Here is a 15,240-nt window from a genome sequence, read left to right on the forward strand (position 1 = left end):
GTCGCGCCCCATGGCGACGTGGCTCACCGCGTCGATCCATAGCCGCGGCTGCAGGCCCGACGAGACGGCGAAGTCGAAGCTGTCCATGTCGGCCGGGACATCGGCAAAGACGGGTGCAAGCTCGGTCGCCAACAGATCGAGCCGCATGCGGTGCGCCTCGCGCATGTCGACGACCACGTCATCGCGGTCTGCGAACGCGTTCTTGACCTCGCGTATGGCATCCGAGAGCTTTCGCGACGGCTCTATCGGGGTGATTTTGTCGCCTGCATCCTTCATGGGCGGCTGCCTCGTTGTTGGTTAACAGCGAGTTAACACAGTCGCCGGCAAAATGCACTGCCGACGACGAGCCGCGTGGCCGCCCGGTCCGCATGAAGCGCGTTACGGATGCTTTCGAGGCCGGTCCTGGGAGCCGATCCCGGCAGGGTACTCAGCAATCAGCTCGCGGCTGCGCCCAGCGGTGGACGCAACCGGCTGGCGCGCCGCCGCGTGTTGCGACGCACGATCTCGGCAACCAGGGCCGGGGCCTCCTCGACCAGCATATGGCCGGCGTCAAGAACATGATGCAGGTGGAAATGCGGCGGCAGAGCCTCGGCCTGCACGACAGGCAGGAGCGGATCTTCCACTCCCCAGACAACCATCACCGGCATGTCGAGCGTATCCAGTTGCGCCCCGGGAATGACCCCTTGCCGATCATCTTTGGTCATCGCCGCCGCCATATCGATCAGGGTCCGCAACTGGCCCGGCCGTTCGCGCATCCGGCAGATTGCGTCGACCACATGGTCAGGCGGCACGCTGCGCGGGCCCGACATGGCTGCAAGGCAGGCCCGGATATCTTTCCCGCCGGTCGCGGCGGCATAGCGGCGCAGCAAGCCTGCGTTGATTTCCGGGCCGAAACCGCCGGGCGCCAACAGAGTGAGCGAGGCCACCCGACTGGGATCGGCAAGCGCCATCAATGTCGCGATCGCGCCGCCCATGGAGTGACCGACGAGATGGACCTTGCCCAACCGGCGAGCGGCAAGATCGGCCAGGATGGCCCGCGCCGCCGGCTTGGCGCCCCCCATGCCTTCGCATTCCAGGGACTGCCCATGGCCGGGCAGATCGTAGGCCAACAGTCTCGCTTCGGCCGCCAGCGATGCCATGACGTCACGCCAAATCTCACAGCAGGCTCCGAAGCCGTGCAGAAAGATGATCGTCTTCGGACCAGCGCCGCCCTCGACGGCATAAGGGAATGGAAGCATGAAAATGGAACGGTGAAGAAGACAGCCGCAATTAGAAATTGTGGCTGAATTGCTCCCGATCCAGACCCATGGCCAGTAAAATTTTTGCGACTGCGTTGCCTGTGAGGCGCTCAAGGCGCAAGCATTTCCTAATACCTGCCGGATCACAGGGCTTTATTTTGTGCTTGGGGATCCTGTGGCCCAAACACAGACGCAGCGCTGGATTAGCTCGGGTTGCCGATCCCGGCGGCTCGCAAGGACTGCACCAGCCGGTCGGTGAGATCGGCGGGGTATTTGCGGTCGACGAATGTCGCGCGCGGGTCGGCGACGAAGTTCGGGAATTCAGCGGTGAGCTCGTTGGCAAGCTCGCCCGCCAGCTTGTCGCGCCCTGAAATCTTGGCGCCGATCAGCCGCGCGGCCAGATAGTGCGACTTGGATGCCGTCGTGCGCAGCGACTCGCTGGCGATCACGGCCTTCTTCATATCGCCCTGCATGAAGGCTCCGATGAACAGGCCATAATCCCACCAGGTCGGATGGCCGCTGAAGGCTTCGACCGCGTGACCCAGGATCGGCGTTCCCTCATCATATTTGCCGGCGAAGATCAGCCCGTAGCCATAGGCGGCGGCCATGCCGAGATCATACGGGTTGAGTTCGTAGGCTTTGCGCATCAAGCGGATCGCTTCGTCCGTGTTGCCGAGGCGCGAGTTGAGGTAGCCTAAGGCGCGATGCGCGTGCGGGCTCATCGGCCCCATCTGGACGGCGCGGTGCGCAAGCGACATGGCCTTTTCGAGCGTCGCTTCCGGCGGATAGGGATAGTGGGTGGTGGCGGCCTCCACATGAAGCGAGGCCAACTCCGCGTAGACAAGCGACGATTTGGTGCCTTCGCTGACCAACTTCTCCAGGCAGCGATACGCAACCTCGTGCGTCTGGGCGCTCATGTCGAGATAATAGCGGCCGTCGGCCACCAGGCATCCGATCTGGCTGGTCCGGATGTCGCTCTGGTCGATGTAGCTGTAGATCGCGCCGGAGGCGGGAACGGTCGAGGTGAGGAGGCTGGCGATGTTGCTTTCAACCACACCAGGGGCACTTTCGGCCGATGTCAGGTTGCGCGACAGGAGAACCCGCCCGGTCGCGACGCTCTGCAATTCCACCGTGACGTCGCCGGCAGCGGGGCCGGGAACAATTTCGAAAACGAAACTGATCGGATCGGCGGACCGGTCGCGCGTCGAATCCGCGTCGCGCCCGATGAAATCGATGGTGTCGAAACCGGCAAGGCCGGCGCGCAGCGAGGACGCGACGCGAGCCGCCTCCGGTCCATCTGCTTTCACGGCAATGTAGATCAGCGGCAGGGAGTCGAATGTCGGCTGGGCAGCGGTGCCGGTCACGCCCGCCGTTTCGACGCTCGAGGCCGTGTCACCGCCGCCGAGGAAAGCATTGCTTTGACGCACGATGAGCACGCCGAGCATAACGATGACCAGAGCCATGGCAGCCCAGAAGAACCGCAACTGCCGCGTGAGCGACTGCGCGGGCGCCGCCGGCGCCATCGGCGCCACGGGCTCGCCCGGCACAGAGCTGTCGAGATGCTCGAGCACGGCCGCAGCGGCTTCGGCCGATGCATCGGGCCGCTGCGCGATGTTGTCGGAGGCGGGCCTGGCTTTGCCAGGCAGCCGAATTGCGTTCAGCTCGTAGGAAGGGACATAGCCGCCGCGCGGGATCGCGATGCGCACCGGCTCGGCGACACCTTCATTGGCGAAATACTGCTCCAGGAGCTCGCGCAGCCGACCGGCCTGCACCCTGACCACGGCATCGGTGGAGGCGTCGAAATCGCCGTCCTTGCCGAAGACGTCCATGGCGATGGAAACGCCTTTCAGCCTGTCCGCCTCGCCGGCCTGCTCGCGTTCGACCAGATAGCGTAAAAGCCTGCGTGCACGCTCGGAGCGTCCGAACGTTTCGCTGGCAAGCAGTCGCTCCAATGTCTCGCGCACTGCGGGGGCGGCAGGCGGGGCATGCTCCAAGTGTCGATCCTTCCGAAGTCGGCACAGGTTAGGGCGCGATCATATAGCGCTCGCGCCGGCGCACAAGGATGCTTCTATTATGCGATCGCGTAAGCCACCGAAAATTCCCCCGCCGGTTAACGAATGGCAGCTTCGCGTCTGCTTTCGAAGTGTGGCGCAAGCCGGGTCGCGCCACGCTTCATCACTAGAGCGGTTCACCGTTTCACGGAAGCGCTAAACCGCTCTATCTCTTTGTTTTAGCCGCATTTGTGCGACGCCAAGCGGTTTCGCTTGGCTGCAAAATGCTCTGGATCGGATCAGCCGGCTTGGCGGCCGATGATACGGTTGGCGGCCGAAACAACGGCCTCCAGCGAGGCGGCGACGATGTTGGTGTTGATGCCGGCGCCGAACAGTTTCCCGCCCGGATATTCCATTTCGACATAGGAGATCGCCGAGGCGTTGGAGCCACGCTGCAAGGAATGCTCGGAATAATCCAGCACCGACATGTCGACGCCGACATGGCGCGAGAGCGCATCGACGAAGCCGTCGATCGGACCGGTGCCCGTGCCGGTGATGGTGACTTCCTTGCCGTTGTCGAGGATCTCCGCCTCCACGATGCGCCGGCCCTTCACCTCGGTGTCGGGGAAGGTGCGATGGTCGAGGAACTTCAGCCGCGCGCCGGGCTGGTCGACATAGGTTTCGAGGAAGCGTTCGTGGATGCGCTTGACGGGCACTTCCTTGCCTTCCGCATCGGTGATCGCCTGGATCGCCTGGCTGAACTCGATCTGCAGATTGCGCGGCAAATTGAGGCCGTAATCCGCCTGCAGCACATAGGCGATGCCGCCCTTGCCCGACTGCGAGTTGATGCGGATGATCGCCTCGTAGGTGCGGCCGACATCGGCCGGATCGATCGGCAGATAAGGCACTTCCCAGAGCGGCGTGTTGGCCTTCTTCAGCGCCTTGATGCCCTTGTTGATGGCGTCCTGATGCGAGCCGGAGAAAGCCGTGTAGACCAGTTCGCCGACATAGGGATGGCGCTCCGGGATCTTCAGCTGGTTCGAATACTCGTAGACGTCCTTCATCCGGTTGATGTCGGAACAGTCGAGCTCCGGATCGACACCCTGGGTGAACATGTTGAGCGCCAGCGTGACGATGTCGACATTGCCGGTGCGCTCGCCATTGCCGAACAGTGTTCCCTCGACACGATCGGCGCCGGCCATCAGGCCGAGCTCGGTGGTGGCGATGCCGGTGCCGCGGTCGTTATGCGGGTGCAGCGAGATGATCAGGTTCTCGCGGTTGTCGAGATTGCGGCACATCCACTCGATGCGGTCGGCATAGACGTTGGGCGTCGACATCTCGACCGTCGAGGGCAGGTTGATGATGAGCTTGTTGTCGGCCGTCGGCTTCACGATCTCGGTGACGGCGTTGCAGATCTCCAGCGCGACGTCGAGCTCGGTGCCGGTGAAGCTTTCGGGCGAATATTCGAAGCGGTAGCCGCCGCCGGCCTTGGCCGCCATGTCGGTGATCATCTTGGCGGCGTCGGTGGCGATGCGCTTGATGCCGGCGACGTCTTTCTCGAAGACGACGCGGCGCTGCAGCTCACTGGTCGAATTGTAGAAATGCACGATCGGCCGGTGCGCGCCCTTGAGCGCCTGGAAGGTCCTCGTGATCAGCTCGGGCCGGCACTGCACCAGCACCTGGAGGGACACGTCGGCGGGCACGCCGCCTTCCTCGATGCACCAGCGGGCGAAGTCGAAATCCGTCTGCGAGGCCGAGGGGAAGCCGATCTCGATTTCCTTGAAGCCCATGTCGAGGAGCAGAGCGAACATGCGCGCCTTGCGCTCATGACCCATCGGGTCGATCAGGGCCTGGTTGCCGTCGCGCAGGTCGACCGAGCACCAGATCGGCGCCTTGTCGATCACCTTGTTCGGCCACGTGCGGTCGGTCAGGCCGACGGTCGGGTAGGATTGGTATTTGCGTGCCGCATCCGGCATGTGGCCGGCCGCGCGCTTCCCGGCTTCAGCCTCGCCGGCGCGGATTTCTTCTCGTGCGTTCATCGTCTCTTCTCCGGGCGGCTCGCAGTTCGCCTTGGGCGGATTGATGGCGAGCGTCGCCTCTACCAGAATTTCATTCGCTTGATTGTGACTTTGCCAAGGAGCATGCGCCTGAGGCGGCGGGTATCGACCGCCGGGCGCTCCTTCAGCGAGCCCGGCGATCGCCGATAAGGCCGAGAAGAAGCAGGGTCGAAGCGAGCGCGCGCGCGGTCTCGCCGGCAAAGCCGGTGCGAGAGGAAGCGACGGAGCGGACGCGCATGGTCATGGCGGCTCTCTTACAGGAGCGGGACGGCGGAGGCAAGCGGGACGCATGGCGGATCGCGATCCCCGACCTGCGGATGGACTTCCCCGCGCGCCGCAAATGCGCCAGACTCAGCCATCGGCGGCAGCCGCCGGGGAGGGGTCATCCATGAACTTCGTGTTCTTTTCGCCGCATTTTCCCGCCAACGGCGCCGAGTTCTGCGACCGGCTGAGGAAGGCGGGCGCCACTGTGCTGGGCATCGGCGATGCGCCTTACGAGACCTTGAGCGGCAAGCTGAAGGCGGCGCTATCGGAATATTACCGCGTCGCCGACATGGAAGATTACGATGCCGTGTTCCGGGCTATGGGGCATTTCATCCACAAATGGGGCCGCATCGACCGCTTCGAGTCGCTCAACGAGCATTGGCTGGAGCTGGAAGCCAACATCCGCACCGATTTCAATATCTTCGGCACCAAGGTCGATTTCGTGAAGAATCTGAAGCGGAAGAGCCGCATGCGCGCCTTCTTCCGCAAGAGCGGCGTGGAGACCATCCCGCAGCGCAAATGCTCCGATCGCACCGGCGCCATGACCTTCATCCGTCGCGTCGGCTACCCGGTGGTGGTCAAGCCGGATTCGGGCTCCGGCGCCTCGAACACCTTCAAGATCTCCAACGCCAAGGAGCTCGACCAGTTCTTCAGGGACAAGCCCGAGGGGGTCACCTTCGTCATGGAGCAATTCATCGAGGGGCTGGTGGTGACCTTCGACGGGCTGGTCAACCGCGACGGCGAGGTGGTGCTGGCGGCGAGCCACCGCTACGACCAGAGCATCATGGATGCGGTCAACAAGGACCGCCATATGAGCTACACCTGCTTCCCCGAAATCACTCCGGCGGTCGAGGAGGCAGGGCGCAAGATCCTGAAAGCGTTCGACGTGCGCGAGCGCTTCTTCCACATCGAGCTGTTCGAGACCAGGGACGAGCGCATCATCGCGCTCGAGGTCAACATGCGCCCGCCCGGCGCCTGGATGACCGACGCCATCAACTACACATTCGACATCGACGTCTATGCCGCCTGGGCCGACATGGTAGTCAAGGATGCCGCCGGCGGCCCCTACAAGGGCAGGTATTTTGCCGCCTATGCCAGCCGCAAACGCCATATCGACTATTTGCACAGCCATGCGGACGTGCTAGCCGCCCACGGCGACAAGATCGTCCATCACCAGGCCATCGAAGAGGTCTTCAGCCGCGCCATGGGCAATTACGCCTACCAGATGCGTTCGAAGGATCAGAAGGCGCTGCGCCAGGCGGTCGACTATATCCACGCGGAAAAGGCCTGAGCCGATGGACGTCTCCTATCACAAGGGCCATGCCCGCAATCTCGGCCGCGACATGGAATACAAGCGCTACGGCCATGCCGGGCGCCCGGTGGTGGTGTTCCCGACCTCGCAAGGGCGCTTCTACCAGTTCGAGGATTCCGGCGGGGTCGCGGCACTTGCCGACTTCATCGACACCGGCCGCATCCAGCTCTTCACGCTCGACGGCATCGATTCGGAATCCTTCTTCGACAAGCATGCCGACGCGGCGCATCGCATCGCCCGCCACGAGGCCTATTTCCGCTATGTGCGCGAGGAGGCGTTGCCTGAGCTGCAGGCGGTCGCCGCCAAGTCTAACGGCGGACGCGGCTTGAAGCCGCTGTTCTGCGGCTGCTCGATGGGTGGCTACCACTCGTCGAACTTCGTGTTCCGCTTCCCGGAACTGGCGAGCGGCGTGATCTCGCTGTCCGGCGTCTATTCGGCCCGCGACTTTTTCGGCCGGGCGCTTGAAGGCAACATCTATTTCAACTCGCCGCTCGATTACCTGCCCGGCATCGTCGACCAGAAGCTGCTCGGGCGGTTCAGGGCGCTCAGGCTGATCTTCTGCTGCGGTCAGGGCGCCTGGGAAGAGCGCATGCTGGTCGAGACGCGCGAGCTGGAACAGGTGCTGCGCGACAAATCCATCCCGGCCTGGGTCGACTATTGGGGCGGCGACGTCAGCCATGACTGGCCGTGGTGGCACAAGCAGCTTGTCTATTTTTTCGGCCGCTGGCTGGATGATGATTTGATGCATAGGCTGGATTAATGACCACACCTGATCCGATCCGCCGCTTTGTCGAAGCCACCAACGCCGGTGATAGCGAAGCCTTTCTGGCTACCTTCACCGATGATGCCTTCTTGAGCGACTGGGGCCGTGATTTCCACGGCCGCGACGGGGTCGCGCGGTGGAACCAGTCGGACAATATCGGCGTCCAGTCCAATCTTCGCATCGTTGGCGTCGCAGAGCGCGACGGCGTCTACCATGCCCGCGTCGCCGTGACCGGCAACGGCTTCAACGGCGAGGGCGACATGGCCTTCACGCTGGACGGCGACCGGATCGCGAGCCTGGTCATCCGCTGAAACCGGATGCGTCACGGAGCTTCGCGCGGCTTCATCCAAAAATATGACTTTTATAATCATGTTTTAGTGGCAATGCCGCTTGCGCTGTGGCATGCCGGCGCCTGGCGATACCGAGCTTCAGCAGGTCTCGCGCACTCGGTATCGAAAGGCCCGGCGATGAATCTGTTGAGCGCGCAAACCCGTATCCAGAACGATGACATCCGCGCGGTGATGGACAGGCTGCGCGCCGAGCATAGCGATTATGAGATCGACACCGGCGTTGCCGGCCGATGGGAATTCCGCATGCATTACGGCACGTTGAATGCCTCGTTCGACGACAGCGGTGTGCTGGTCCGCGTCGCGGCGGAAGACGAGACCTGCCTCTCCTACATGAAGATGATCTTCGCCGGCCACATCGCCGCGCATCTGCGCACCACCGAAGGCCTGCGCTGGCATGGCGACGGCACAGATGCCGGCGCGCCGGTGTTCTTCCGCGAGATTTCGGTCCTTTCCTCGATGCGGCTGTCGCCGCATATGCAGCGCGTGCGCTTCTCGGGCCGCGACCTCGGCCGCTTCGCCCATGGCGGATTTCATGTCCGGCTTCTGCTGCCGCCGGCCGGACGCCAGGCGGTCTGGCCGACCATGGGCGCGGACGGGCTGATCGTCTGGCCCTCGGGCGAGGATGCGCTGACCATCCGCGTCTACACGATCCGCGCGCTGGACGTGGCCGAGGGCTGGCTCGACATCGACTTCGTGCTGCATCCCGGCGCCGAGACGCCGGCCGCGAGCTTTGCGCAGAATGCGCGGGTCGGCGACATCATCGGCATGATCGGCCCCGGCGGCGGCGATGTGCCCGAGGCATCGAACCTCTTTCTTCTGGGCGACGATACCGCGCTTCCGGCGATCGGCCGGATGCTGGAGGAGCTTGCGCCGTCCGTCCGTGCCGAGGCCTTCATCGAGGTCGATGGTCCGCAAGATCGCGTGACGTTGGCGGCGGGCGAAAACATTGCCGTCCATTGGCTTTATCGGTACGGCCGCGAAGCAGGCCGCGCCGGCCTGCTGCCGGGGGCGCTGCGCGAGCGCGGCAGCGGGGCCGACGACCTCTTTGTCTGGGCCGGATGCGAGTTCACCGACTTCCGCGAGATCCGCCGGATCGTGCGCAAGGAATGGGGCCTGCCGCGCGACCGGCATCTTGTCACCGCCTATTGGCGCCGCGGCGCGTCGGGCGAAGACGGGGCCGGCGAGGGATAGTTCCGTCTTCAGTCGCGGTCGCTGACCATGGCGATCCCCGGTGCCGCCAGCAGCGCGATGACGCCGGCGCCGCCGAACAGCGCGCCATAGCCTAGATGCTGCGCCGCATAGCCGGCCAGGATGCCGCCCGCCATGCTGACGAGTGCGTCCATGCATTGGAAAAGCGTGAAATCGACACCTGCCTGCCTTGGATCCGACCAGCGCATGAATTGCGCATAGAGCGCCACGAAGCCGAGCGCCATGATGCCGGAGGAACTCAGCATCGCGACGGTTACCAGGGGACCTGTCGGGAAAACGCCCGAAAAAGCGAAGGCGGCGAGGATGAACAGCGATCCGGCCTGCAGAACGAGCGCAAGCACAAGCACGCTGCGCGTGCCCAGCCACCGGACGAGCGCGCCGCCGGCAAGCGCTGCCGCTCCGCCGAGGATCATGCCGCCGGCGCCGTTGACCAGGCCGATGGTGGAAAGGCTGAGCCCGGCATCGACGAGAAACGGGCCGAGCATGGTCAGCGCCGCCTTCTGCGCCAGCACATAGATCGCCGACGCCGCCAGGCCGCGACGTATCTGCGGGCGCCGCAGCGCCGTGCCGAGTGAGGGCACGTGCTCGCGCACTTCCTCGCGCGATTTGGTGGCGATGCCGAGCAGGAAGGGCAGCCCGAGCAGCACAAGCAACGAGGCCATGGCCGACACCGCCGCGCGCCAGCTATGGATTTCGACCAGATAGAGGAACAGGCCGGCGCCGATCGCCGAGCCGAGATAGGCGCCGCCGACCTGGGCGGCATTGCCCCAGCCGAGATTTTTGCCGGCAAGGTTCTGCACCGCAAAGCCGTCGCAGGCGATGTCGACCGTCGAAGCTGCAAAGGCGACCACCGTCAGGCAGGCGACCACGGGCCAGAAGGCGGCCGGGCCGAGCTGGGCGACGGCCAGCAGTCCGGCGATGGAGACGAGGCCGCCGACGAGGACGATCGCGCCGGTGCGGTTCCTGCCTGCCGGCGGAAGCCGGTAGCGCTCCACCGCCGGCGACCACAGGAACTTCAGCGCCCATGGCAGGGCGATCAAGGTGAGCAGGCCGATACGGTCGAGCGGCAGGCCCTGGTCGCGCATGACGGCCGGCAGACCTGTCCAGGTGATGCCGCCGATCACGCTCTGCGCCACATAGAGGCCGCCGATCGCAGCGACGATGGCGGCCGGCGACAAGGCGGTCCGGTTCGAGACGGAGACCGACATCAGAAGCGATAGCGCAGACTGCCGAACAGCGAGCGGCCCTCATCGCGGTAGCAATAGCCGGCCGAACAGATCGTCTGCTGGTTGTCGAACAGGTTCTTGGCGTTGATCTGCAGCTTCACGCCTTCGAGCTTCGGGTTGCGATAGCCGAAATCGTAGGACAGCGAGGCGTCGACGAAGGCGCGCGCGTCGTTCTTGAACGTGTTGGTGTCGTCGCCGTAGCTCGCGCCGGCGAAACGCACGCCGGCGCCGAGCCCGAGCCCTTCAAGCGTGCCGTTCTCGAACTGGTAATGACCCCAAAGCGACAGGATATGGTTCGGCGTCGCCGACAGTTCCTTGCCGTCGGTGCCTTCTGCGCCGCGTTCGATCTTCACGCGCAGATAGGTATAGGAGGCGATGACGCTGAAGCCATTGTCGAGCGAGGCATTGGCTTCCAGCTCGACGCCGCGCGAGTTGAGGTCAAGCTGGCGCTGCTTGTTGATGCCGGTCGAGGCGTCGAAGACGACGCCGTCCTTCTGGTCGATGTCGAACAGCGCGGCGCTGACGGTCGCGTTGTGGTCGGGGATTTCGTATTTGACGCCGATCTCCTTCTGCGTGGCGATGGTCGGGCGGGCGACGCGGCCGACAGAACTTGAGACGTCGTCATAGACGAAGCCGATATTGGGCGAGAACGAGGTCGAATAGTTGATGTAGGGAATGATGCCCCATTCGGTCCGGTAGGAGAGGCCGACGCGGCCGGAAAAGGCGCTGTCCTTCTGCTTCGACTGGCTGAAATCGGCGGCGGTGGAGGTGGTGTCGACCCAGTCGTAGCGACCGCTGGTGAAGAGGGTGAAATCGCTCCATTCCATCTGGTCGTGCAGGTAGACGCCGAGCTGGTTCATCTCCTGCCCGCCGGAATGGGGGACGGGGGCGGCCTTGATATCCTCGACCGAGACGTAGGAGAGCCCGCTGCCGGCGTCATAATCCGACCAGGCGTAGTCGATGCCGGCAATCGCGGTGTGCCTGACCGGGCCGGTGTCGAATTCGAGCTGCGCCATGTTGTCGACGACGAAGTTCTTCATCGTCTCGGTGTAGTGGCCCCAGTAGCGCTCAAGCGGCTGATCGGCGCCGATCGAATAGTGGCCGCTGTATTCGATGTCTGAATCGACAGCATTGTAGCGCAGGTTCTGGCGCACGGTCAGCCAGTCGTTGAAGCGGTGCTCGAACTCGTAGCCGATGCGCCCCTGATCCTGGGTGAAATCGTTCCAGGCCGGATCGCCTTCATAGACGTTCGACAGCACGCCATAGGCGGAATTGTAGAAAGCCGCGGTGCCGCCGGTTACGGACTTGGAATATTCGCCGAGGATGGTGAGCTTGGTGTCCTCGTCCGGCTTGAAGGTAACGGCAGGCGCCAGATAGAGCTTGCCGTCGGGATAGTCGGGCAGGCCGGTCTCGCTCAGGCGGCCGAGGCTGGTGAAGCGGTAGAGGATGCTGCCGTCGTCATTGACCGGCCCGGAAGCATCGAGCGCCGCCTGAAAGCGGTTGTGCTCGCCGGCCAGCAGTTCGATCTCATGGAACGGCTCGTCCTTGGGGCGCTTGGTGACGACGTTGACGATGCCGCCCGGACCGCTGACGCCGTAGAGCGAGGAGGCCGGTCCCTTCAGGATGGTGACGCCCTCGATGCCGTAGGGTTCTGTCTTGAACCAGGCGGAAGGGCCGTTGTACTGGCGCAGCCCGTCGCGGAACATGCCGTTGTAGAAGGCCTGGAAGCCGCGCAGGAAGAAGGCGTCGTAGCGCGTGTCGAAACCGAAGCTGTTTGGATTGGCACTGGCCGTATAGCCCAGCGCGTCGTTCAGCGTACGCGGCTTCTGGTCCTCGATCTGCTTCTGCGTGACGACCGAGACCGCCTGCGGGATCCTGGCGATGGGCGTGTCGGTCTTGGTGCCGATGCGGTCCTTCTTGGCGACATAGCCGTCCTGCTTCAGGATCTCGTTGCTCTCGGCGGTCACCTCGATCCTGTCGAGAACGGTGGCGTCGCCGCCGTCCTGGGCAAGTGCCGGCCAGGCATGGCCGAGGATGGCGCTGCCCGCCAGCAATGACAATCCCCGGCGCCACGTCCTCGACCGCTTCGGCATTAACCTGTCTCCAGTTCTCATGTTTTGGTTGCGCTTCCGCGCTCTCAAATATGAGTATGTGAGTCAAGTATTTTTTATACCTCGCCGGACTTGACGGCGTCACGTAGCGTCATCCTTCCTGGCAGGCCGGGACAGGCGCGACGTGTTGTTCCGATGCCGATCCGCGGCGCAAGCCAAGGAAGACGACGATGGCGGTGAGCACGGTGATCGTCGCCAGCACGATGAGCAGCCGGTCGAAAGCCGTCTCATAGGCTTGGACAAGGGCAGTGGCGTCGGCCAAGTGCAGATGTTGCACCGTTTCGCTGATATTGCCGGTTGCCAGTAGCTGGGCCGCCGCGGCCGCCTCGCCAGGCGAGGCCAGTCCTTGAGCGCCAAGCTGCGTGGCCGTGAAACCCGACAAGGCCGCCGTGACGATGGCCAAGGCCACGCCCTCGCTGGCGACGCGGGTGGTGTTGAAGATGCCGACCGCCATGCCGGCGCGCTCCTTCGGCACGACGCTGACCGCCAGTCCATCCATCAGCCCCCAGGGCAACGCGATGCCGATGCCGATCAGGATCAGCGGAGCCACCAGCGCGCTGTCCGCCGCGGGCACGCGGCTCAGCCAGACCAGACCGGCCGCGGCGACGAGGAGGCCCGCACCGCAGATCGTCGCCGGAGCGATCCGGCGTGCCGCCTGGCCGGCCAGCAGCGGCAAGATCAGCAGCGGCCCGGAGAGGCAGATCATCAATTGCCCCGCCTTGATCTCGCTCATCCCTTCGATGCCGATAAAACGGATCGGCAGGAGCACGAGGAGGACGACGAAGGCATAGGCAGGCGCCGCAGCCAGGAACTGGACGCCGACGAAACGCGGGAAGCGAAACAGCGTCAGGTCCAGCATCGGCCGGCGCACGCGCCGCTCGACGATGACGAAGGCGGCAAAGAAGACGGCGGCCACGCCGAGGAGCGCGATAACGAAGGGATTGGCCCAGCCGCTCTGCGGCGCCTGCAGCACGCCGTAGGTCAGCGCGGCAAGCGCGACCGTGAAGGTGCCGGCTCCCGCCCAGTCGAGCCCGGTTGCATCCGGGTCGCGCGATTCGGCGATCGTGCGCAGGCCAAGCGCGGCGGCGGCAACGCCAAGCGCCGCCACGAGAAGAAAGATCGAGCGCCAGCCGAATGCGTCGATGAGCAGGCCGGAGGCAACGGGACCGAAGGCAAGGCCGATGCCGAAGCTGGTGCCGAGGAAACTGAAGGCGCGCAACCGCGATTGCCCGTCGAATTCCTGCGCGAGCGCGGAGGCTCCGCCGGCGAAGGCGGCGGCGCCGCCAATGCCTTGCAGGGCCCTGAACATGTCGAACCAGACGATGCCGGGCGCCAGCATGCAGCCCAGCCCGGCAAGGAGATAGGTGGCGAGGCCGGCAAGGAAGATCCGCCTGCGGCCATGATTGTCGGCCAATGCTCCGGCTGCCATCAAGCCGGCGCCGAAGGTCAGCATGAAGGCGTTGGTCACCCAATTGAGGGCGAGCGGACTGCCGCCGAGATCGGCGGCAATGCGGGACAGCGCCACTGCCGGACCGGTAAAGCTCAACGGCATGGTCATGGCGGCAAGGCAGACCGACAGCAGCACGAGCCATCTGCCGGTCGGGCCGGTTCTGGTCATCGACGTCATGGATTTTCCTATCTTAGGCGGGGTTGCCGGCGTGCCGCTGACTGGTGGCGCCGATCGCAACGACAAGATAGGGCGACGACATTTACGGCAGAATAGTATTAGATCTCCGATCATCCCGGAATGAAACGCTCGAATGATTCAAGCGATGGATCGTCTCAACGGCCTTCTTGCCTTCGCCCGCACCGCCGAGCTCGGCAGTTTCGTCACCGCCGGACGGGCGCTCGGCATCTCGGCTTCCGCCGTCGGCAAGAGCGTCGCCCGGCTCGAGCAGGAGCTCGGCGTGCGGCTCCTGCAGCGCAGCACGCGGCGCATCGGCCTGACCGAGGAGGGCAAGCTGTTCAACGAGCGGGTGCGCCGCATCCTCGACGATATCGAAGACGCGGAGGCGATGCTGTCGCGGACACGCGAGACGCCACGCGGACGACTGCGCATCTCCACCCCGATCGTCACCTATCATCTGCTTTTGCCGGTGCTGTCGGAATTCATGGCGCGATACCCGGAAATCGAGCTCGACATCGATTTCAACGATCGCATCGTCGACGTCATCGAAGAGGGTATCGACGTCGCGATCCGCAGCGGCGAACTGCCCGATTCACGATTGGTGTCGAGGCCGGTCGCGCCTTTCCGCATGATCTTGTGCGCGGCCTCTTCCTATCTCGATCGGCATGGCACGCCCGGCACCCCGGCGGATCTCGCGGCGCATTTCGGCATTCACTTCCGCTTTCTCAACAGCGGCAGGCTGCTCAACTGGCCGTTCATCACCGGGAGCGCCGCGCCGCAGATTCGTTCGATGCTGACCTGCAACAACATGGAGGCTTTGAAGGGCGCGACGATCGCCGGTCTCGGCATCGCTTGCATGCCCGATTTCCTGGTGCGGGAGGCGCTGGAAGAGGGAACACTGCGAACCGTGCTCGACGAGCATGTCGACGGCCGCGGCCAGTTCCGCATGCTGTGGCCGTCCAACCGCCACCTTTCGCCGAAGGTCCGCGTCTTCGTCGATTTCCTGCCGGAGCGGCTTGCGGCCGGACGATAGGTTTCGCGGCGGGCGGCGTGAGGTCAGTAGGTGGTGCGTCCTCCGGAGAGGTCGAAGGT

General features: G+C 64.5%; 11 protein-coding genes and 1 pseudogene. 5 read left to right on the plus strand and 7 right to left on the minus strand.

Features of this window, described 5'->3' with window-relative positions; genetic code table 11:
* From EOD07_RS04000 to leuA, 4 genes and pseudogenes are all read right to left on the minus strand, one after another.
* Positions 1–276 (minus strand): annotated as a pseudogene (locus EOD07_RS04000) (hypothetical protein); the annotation flags it as partial.
* Positions 277–434: 158 nt separating this feature from the next.
* Entirely contained in the window at positions 435–1,238 is an 804-nt protein-coding gene (locus tag EOD07_RS04005; protein ID WP_127234064.1) for an alpha/beta fold hydrolase, read from the minus strand.
* Positions 1,239–1,441: 203 nt separating this feature from the next.
* Positions 1,442–3,232, minus strand: a complete 1,791-nt coding sequence (locus tag EOD07_RS04010) for a hypothetical protein (protein ID WP_127234054.1) — start codon at positions 3,230–3,232, stop codon at positions 1,442–1,444.
* Positions 3,233–3,528: 296 nt separating this feature from the next.
* Positions 3,529–5,268, minus strand: a complete 1,740-nt coding sequence (gene leuA / locus EOD07_RS04015) for a 2-isopropylmalate synthase (RefSeq protein ID WP_127234055.1) — start codon at positions 5,266–5,268, stop codon at positions 3,529–3,531.
* Positions 5,269–5,674: 406 nt separating this feature from the next.
* On the opposite strand from leuA, the gene EOD07_RS04025 reads away from it, so the two are divergent.
* From EOD07_RS04025 to EOD07_RS04040, 4 genes are all read left to right on the plus strand, one after another.
* On the plus strand, positions 5,675–6,841 hold the full coding sequence (locus tag EOD07_RS04025) for an ATP-grasp domain-containing protein (RefSeq protein ID WP_127234056.1): 1,167 nt from the start codon (positions 5,675–5,677) through the stop codon (positions 6,839–6,841).
* A gap of 4 nt (positions 6,842–6,845) precedes the next feature.
* Complete coding sequence (locus tag EOD07_RS04030; RefSeq protein ID WP_127234057.1) at positions 6,846–7,622, plus strand: esterase family protein; 777 nt, start codon at positions 6,846–6,848, stop codon at positions 7,620–7,622.
* Complete coding sequence (locus EOD07_RS04035) at positions 7,622–7,936, plus strand: nuclear transport factor 2 family protein (protein WP_127234058.1); 315 nt, start codon at positions 7,622–7,624, stop codon at positions 7,934–7,936. The genes EOD07_RS04030 and EOD07_RS04035 overlap by 1 nt, the downstream gene beginning before the upstream one ends.
* Positions 7,937–8,092: 156 nt before the next feature.
* Positions 8,093–9,166: a siderophore-interacting protein gene (locus EOD07_RS04040; protein ID WP_127234059.1), complete on the plus strand. Its 1,074-nt coding sequence runs from the start codon at positions 8,093–8,095 to the stop codon at positions 9,164–9,166.
* Between the two features lie 8 nt (positions 9,167–9,174).
* On the opposite strand, the gene EOD07_RS04045 is transcribed toward EOD07_RS04040, so the two are convergent.
* The 3 genes from EOD07_RS04045 to EOD07_RS04055 all read right to left on the minus strand — a co-directional run bounded on the left by EOD07_RS04045 (position 9,175) and on the right by EOD07_RS04055 (position 14,148).
* Complete coding sequence (locus tag EOD07_RS04045) at positions 9,175–10,392, minus strand: MFS transporter (RefSeq protein ID WP_127234060.1); 1,218 nt, start codon at positions 10,390–10,392, stop codon at positions 9,175–9,177.
* A complete protein-coding gene (locus tag EOD07_RS04050; protein WP_127234061.1) occupies positions 10,392–12,503 on the minus strand; it encodes a TonB-dependent siderophore receptor in 2,112 nt (703 codons plus the stop codon). The genes EOD07_RS04045 and EOD07_RS04050 overlap by 1 nt, the downstream gene beginning before the upstream one ends.
* A gap of 109 nt (positions 12,504–12,612) precedes the next feature.
* Complete coding sequence (locus tag EOD07_RS04055; RefSeq protein WP_127234062.1) at positions 12,613–14,148, minus strand: MFS transporter; 1,536 nt, start codon at positions 14,146–14,148, stop codon at positions 12,613–12,615.
* 145 nt (positions 14,149–14,293) lie between these two features.
* Between EOD07_RS04055 and EOD07_RS04060 the strand changes: the two genes are divergently transcribed.
* Positions 14,294–15,181, plus strand: a complete 888-nt coding sequence (locus tag EOD07_RS04060) for a LysR family transcriptional regulator (protein ID WP_127234063.1) — start codon at positions 14,294–14,296, stop codon at positions 15,179–15,181.
* Positions 15,182–15,240 lie beyond the last annotated feature (59 nt).

The sequence above is a fragment of the Mesorhizobium sp. M2C.T.Ca.TU.002.02.1.1 genome (assembly GCF_003997225.1).

Excerpts from the sequence above, each read along its gene's own strand:
- EOD07_RS04005 (WP_127234064.1), bottom strand. The coding sequence starts at position 1,238 with ATGCTTCCATTCCCTTATGCCGTCGAGGGCGGCGCTGGTCCGAAGACG.
- leuA (WP_127234055.1), bottom strand. The coding sequence starts at position 5,268 with ATGAACGCACGAGAAGAAATCCGCGCCGGCGAGGCTGAAGCCGGGAAG.
- EOD07_RS04025 (WP_127234056.1), top strand. The coding sequence starts at position 5,675 with ATGAACTTCGTGTTCTTTTCGCCGCATTTTCCCGCCAACGGCGCCGAG.
- EOD07_RS04030 (WP_127234057.1), top strand. The coding sequence starts at position 6,846 with ATGGACGTCTCCTATCACAAGGGCCATGCCCGCAATCTCGGCCGCGAC.
- EOD07_RS04035 (WP_127234058.1), top strand. The coding sequence starts at position 7,622 with ATGACCACACCTGATCCGATCCGCCGCTTTGTCGAAGCCACCAACGCC.
- EOD07_RS04040 (WP_127234059.1), top strand. The coding sequence starts at position 8,093 with ATGAATCTGTTGAGCGCGCAAACCCGTATCCAGAACGATGACATCCGC.
- EOD07_RS04045 (WP_127234060.1), bottom strand. The coding sequence starts at position 10,392 with ATGTCGGTCTCCGTCTCGAACCGGACCGCCTTGTCGCCGGCCGCCATC.
- EOD07_RS04050 (WP_127234061.1), bottom strand. The coding sequence starts at position 12,503 with ATGCCGAAGCGGTCGAGGACGTGGCGCCGGGGATTGTCATTGCTGGCG.
- EOD07_RS04055 (WP_127234062.1), bottom strand. The coding sequence starts at position 14,148 with ATGACGTCGATGACCAGAACCGGCCCGACCGGCAGATGGCTCGTGCTG.
- EOD07_RS04060 (WP_127234063.1), top strand. The coding sequence starts at position 14,294 with ATGGATCGTCTCAACGGCCTTCTTGCCTTCGCCCGCACCGCCGAGCTC.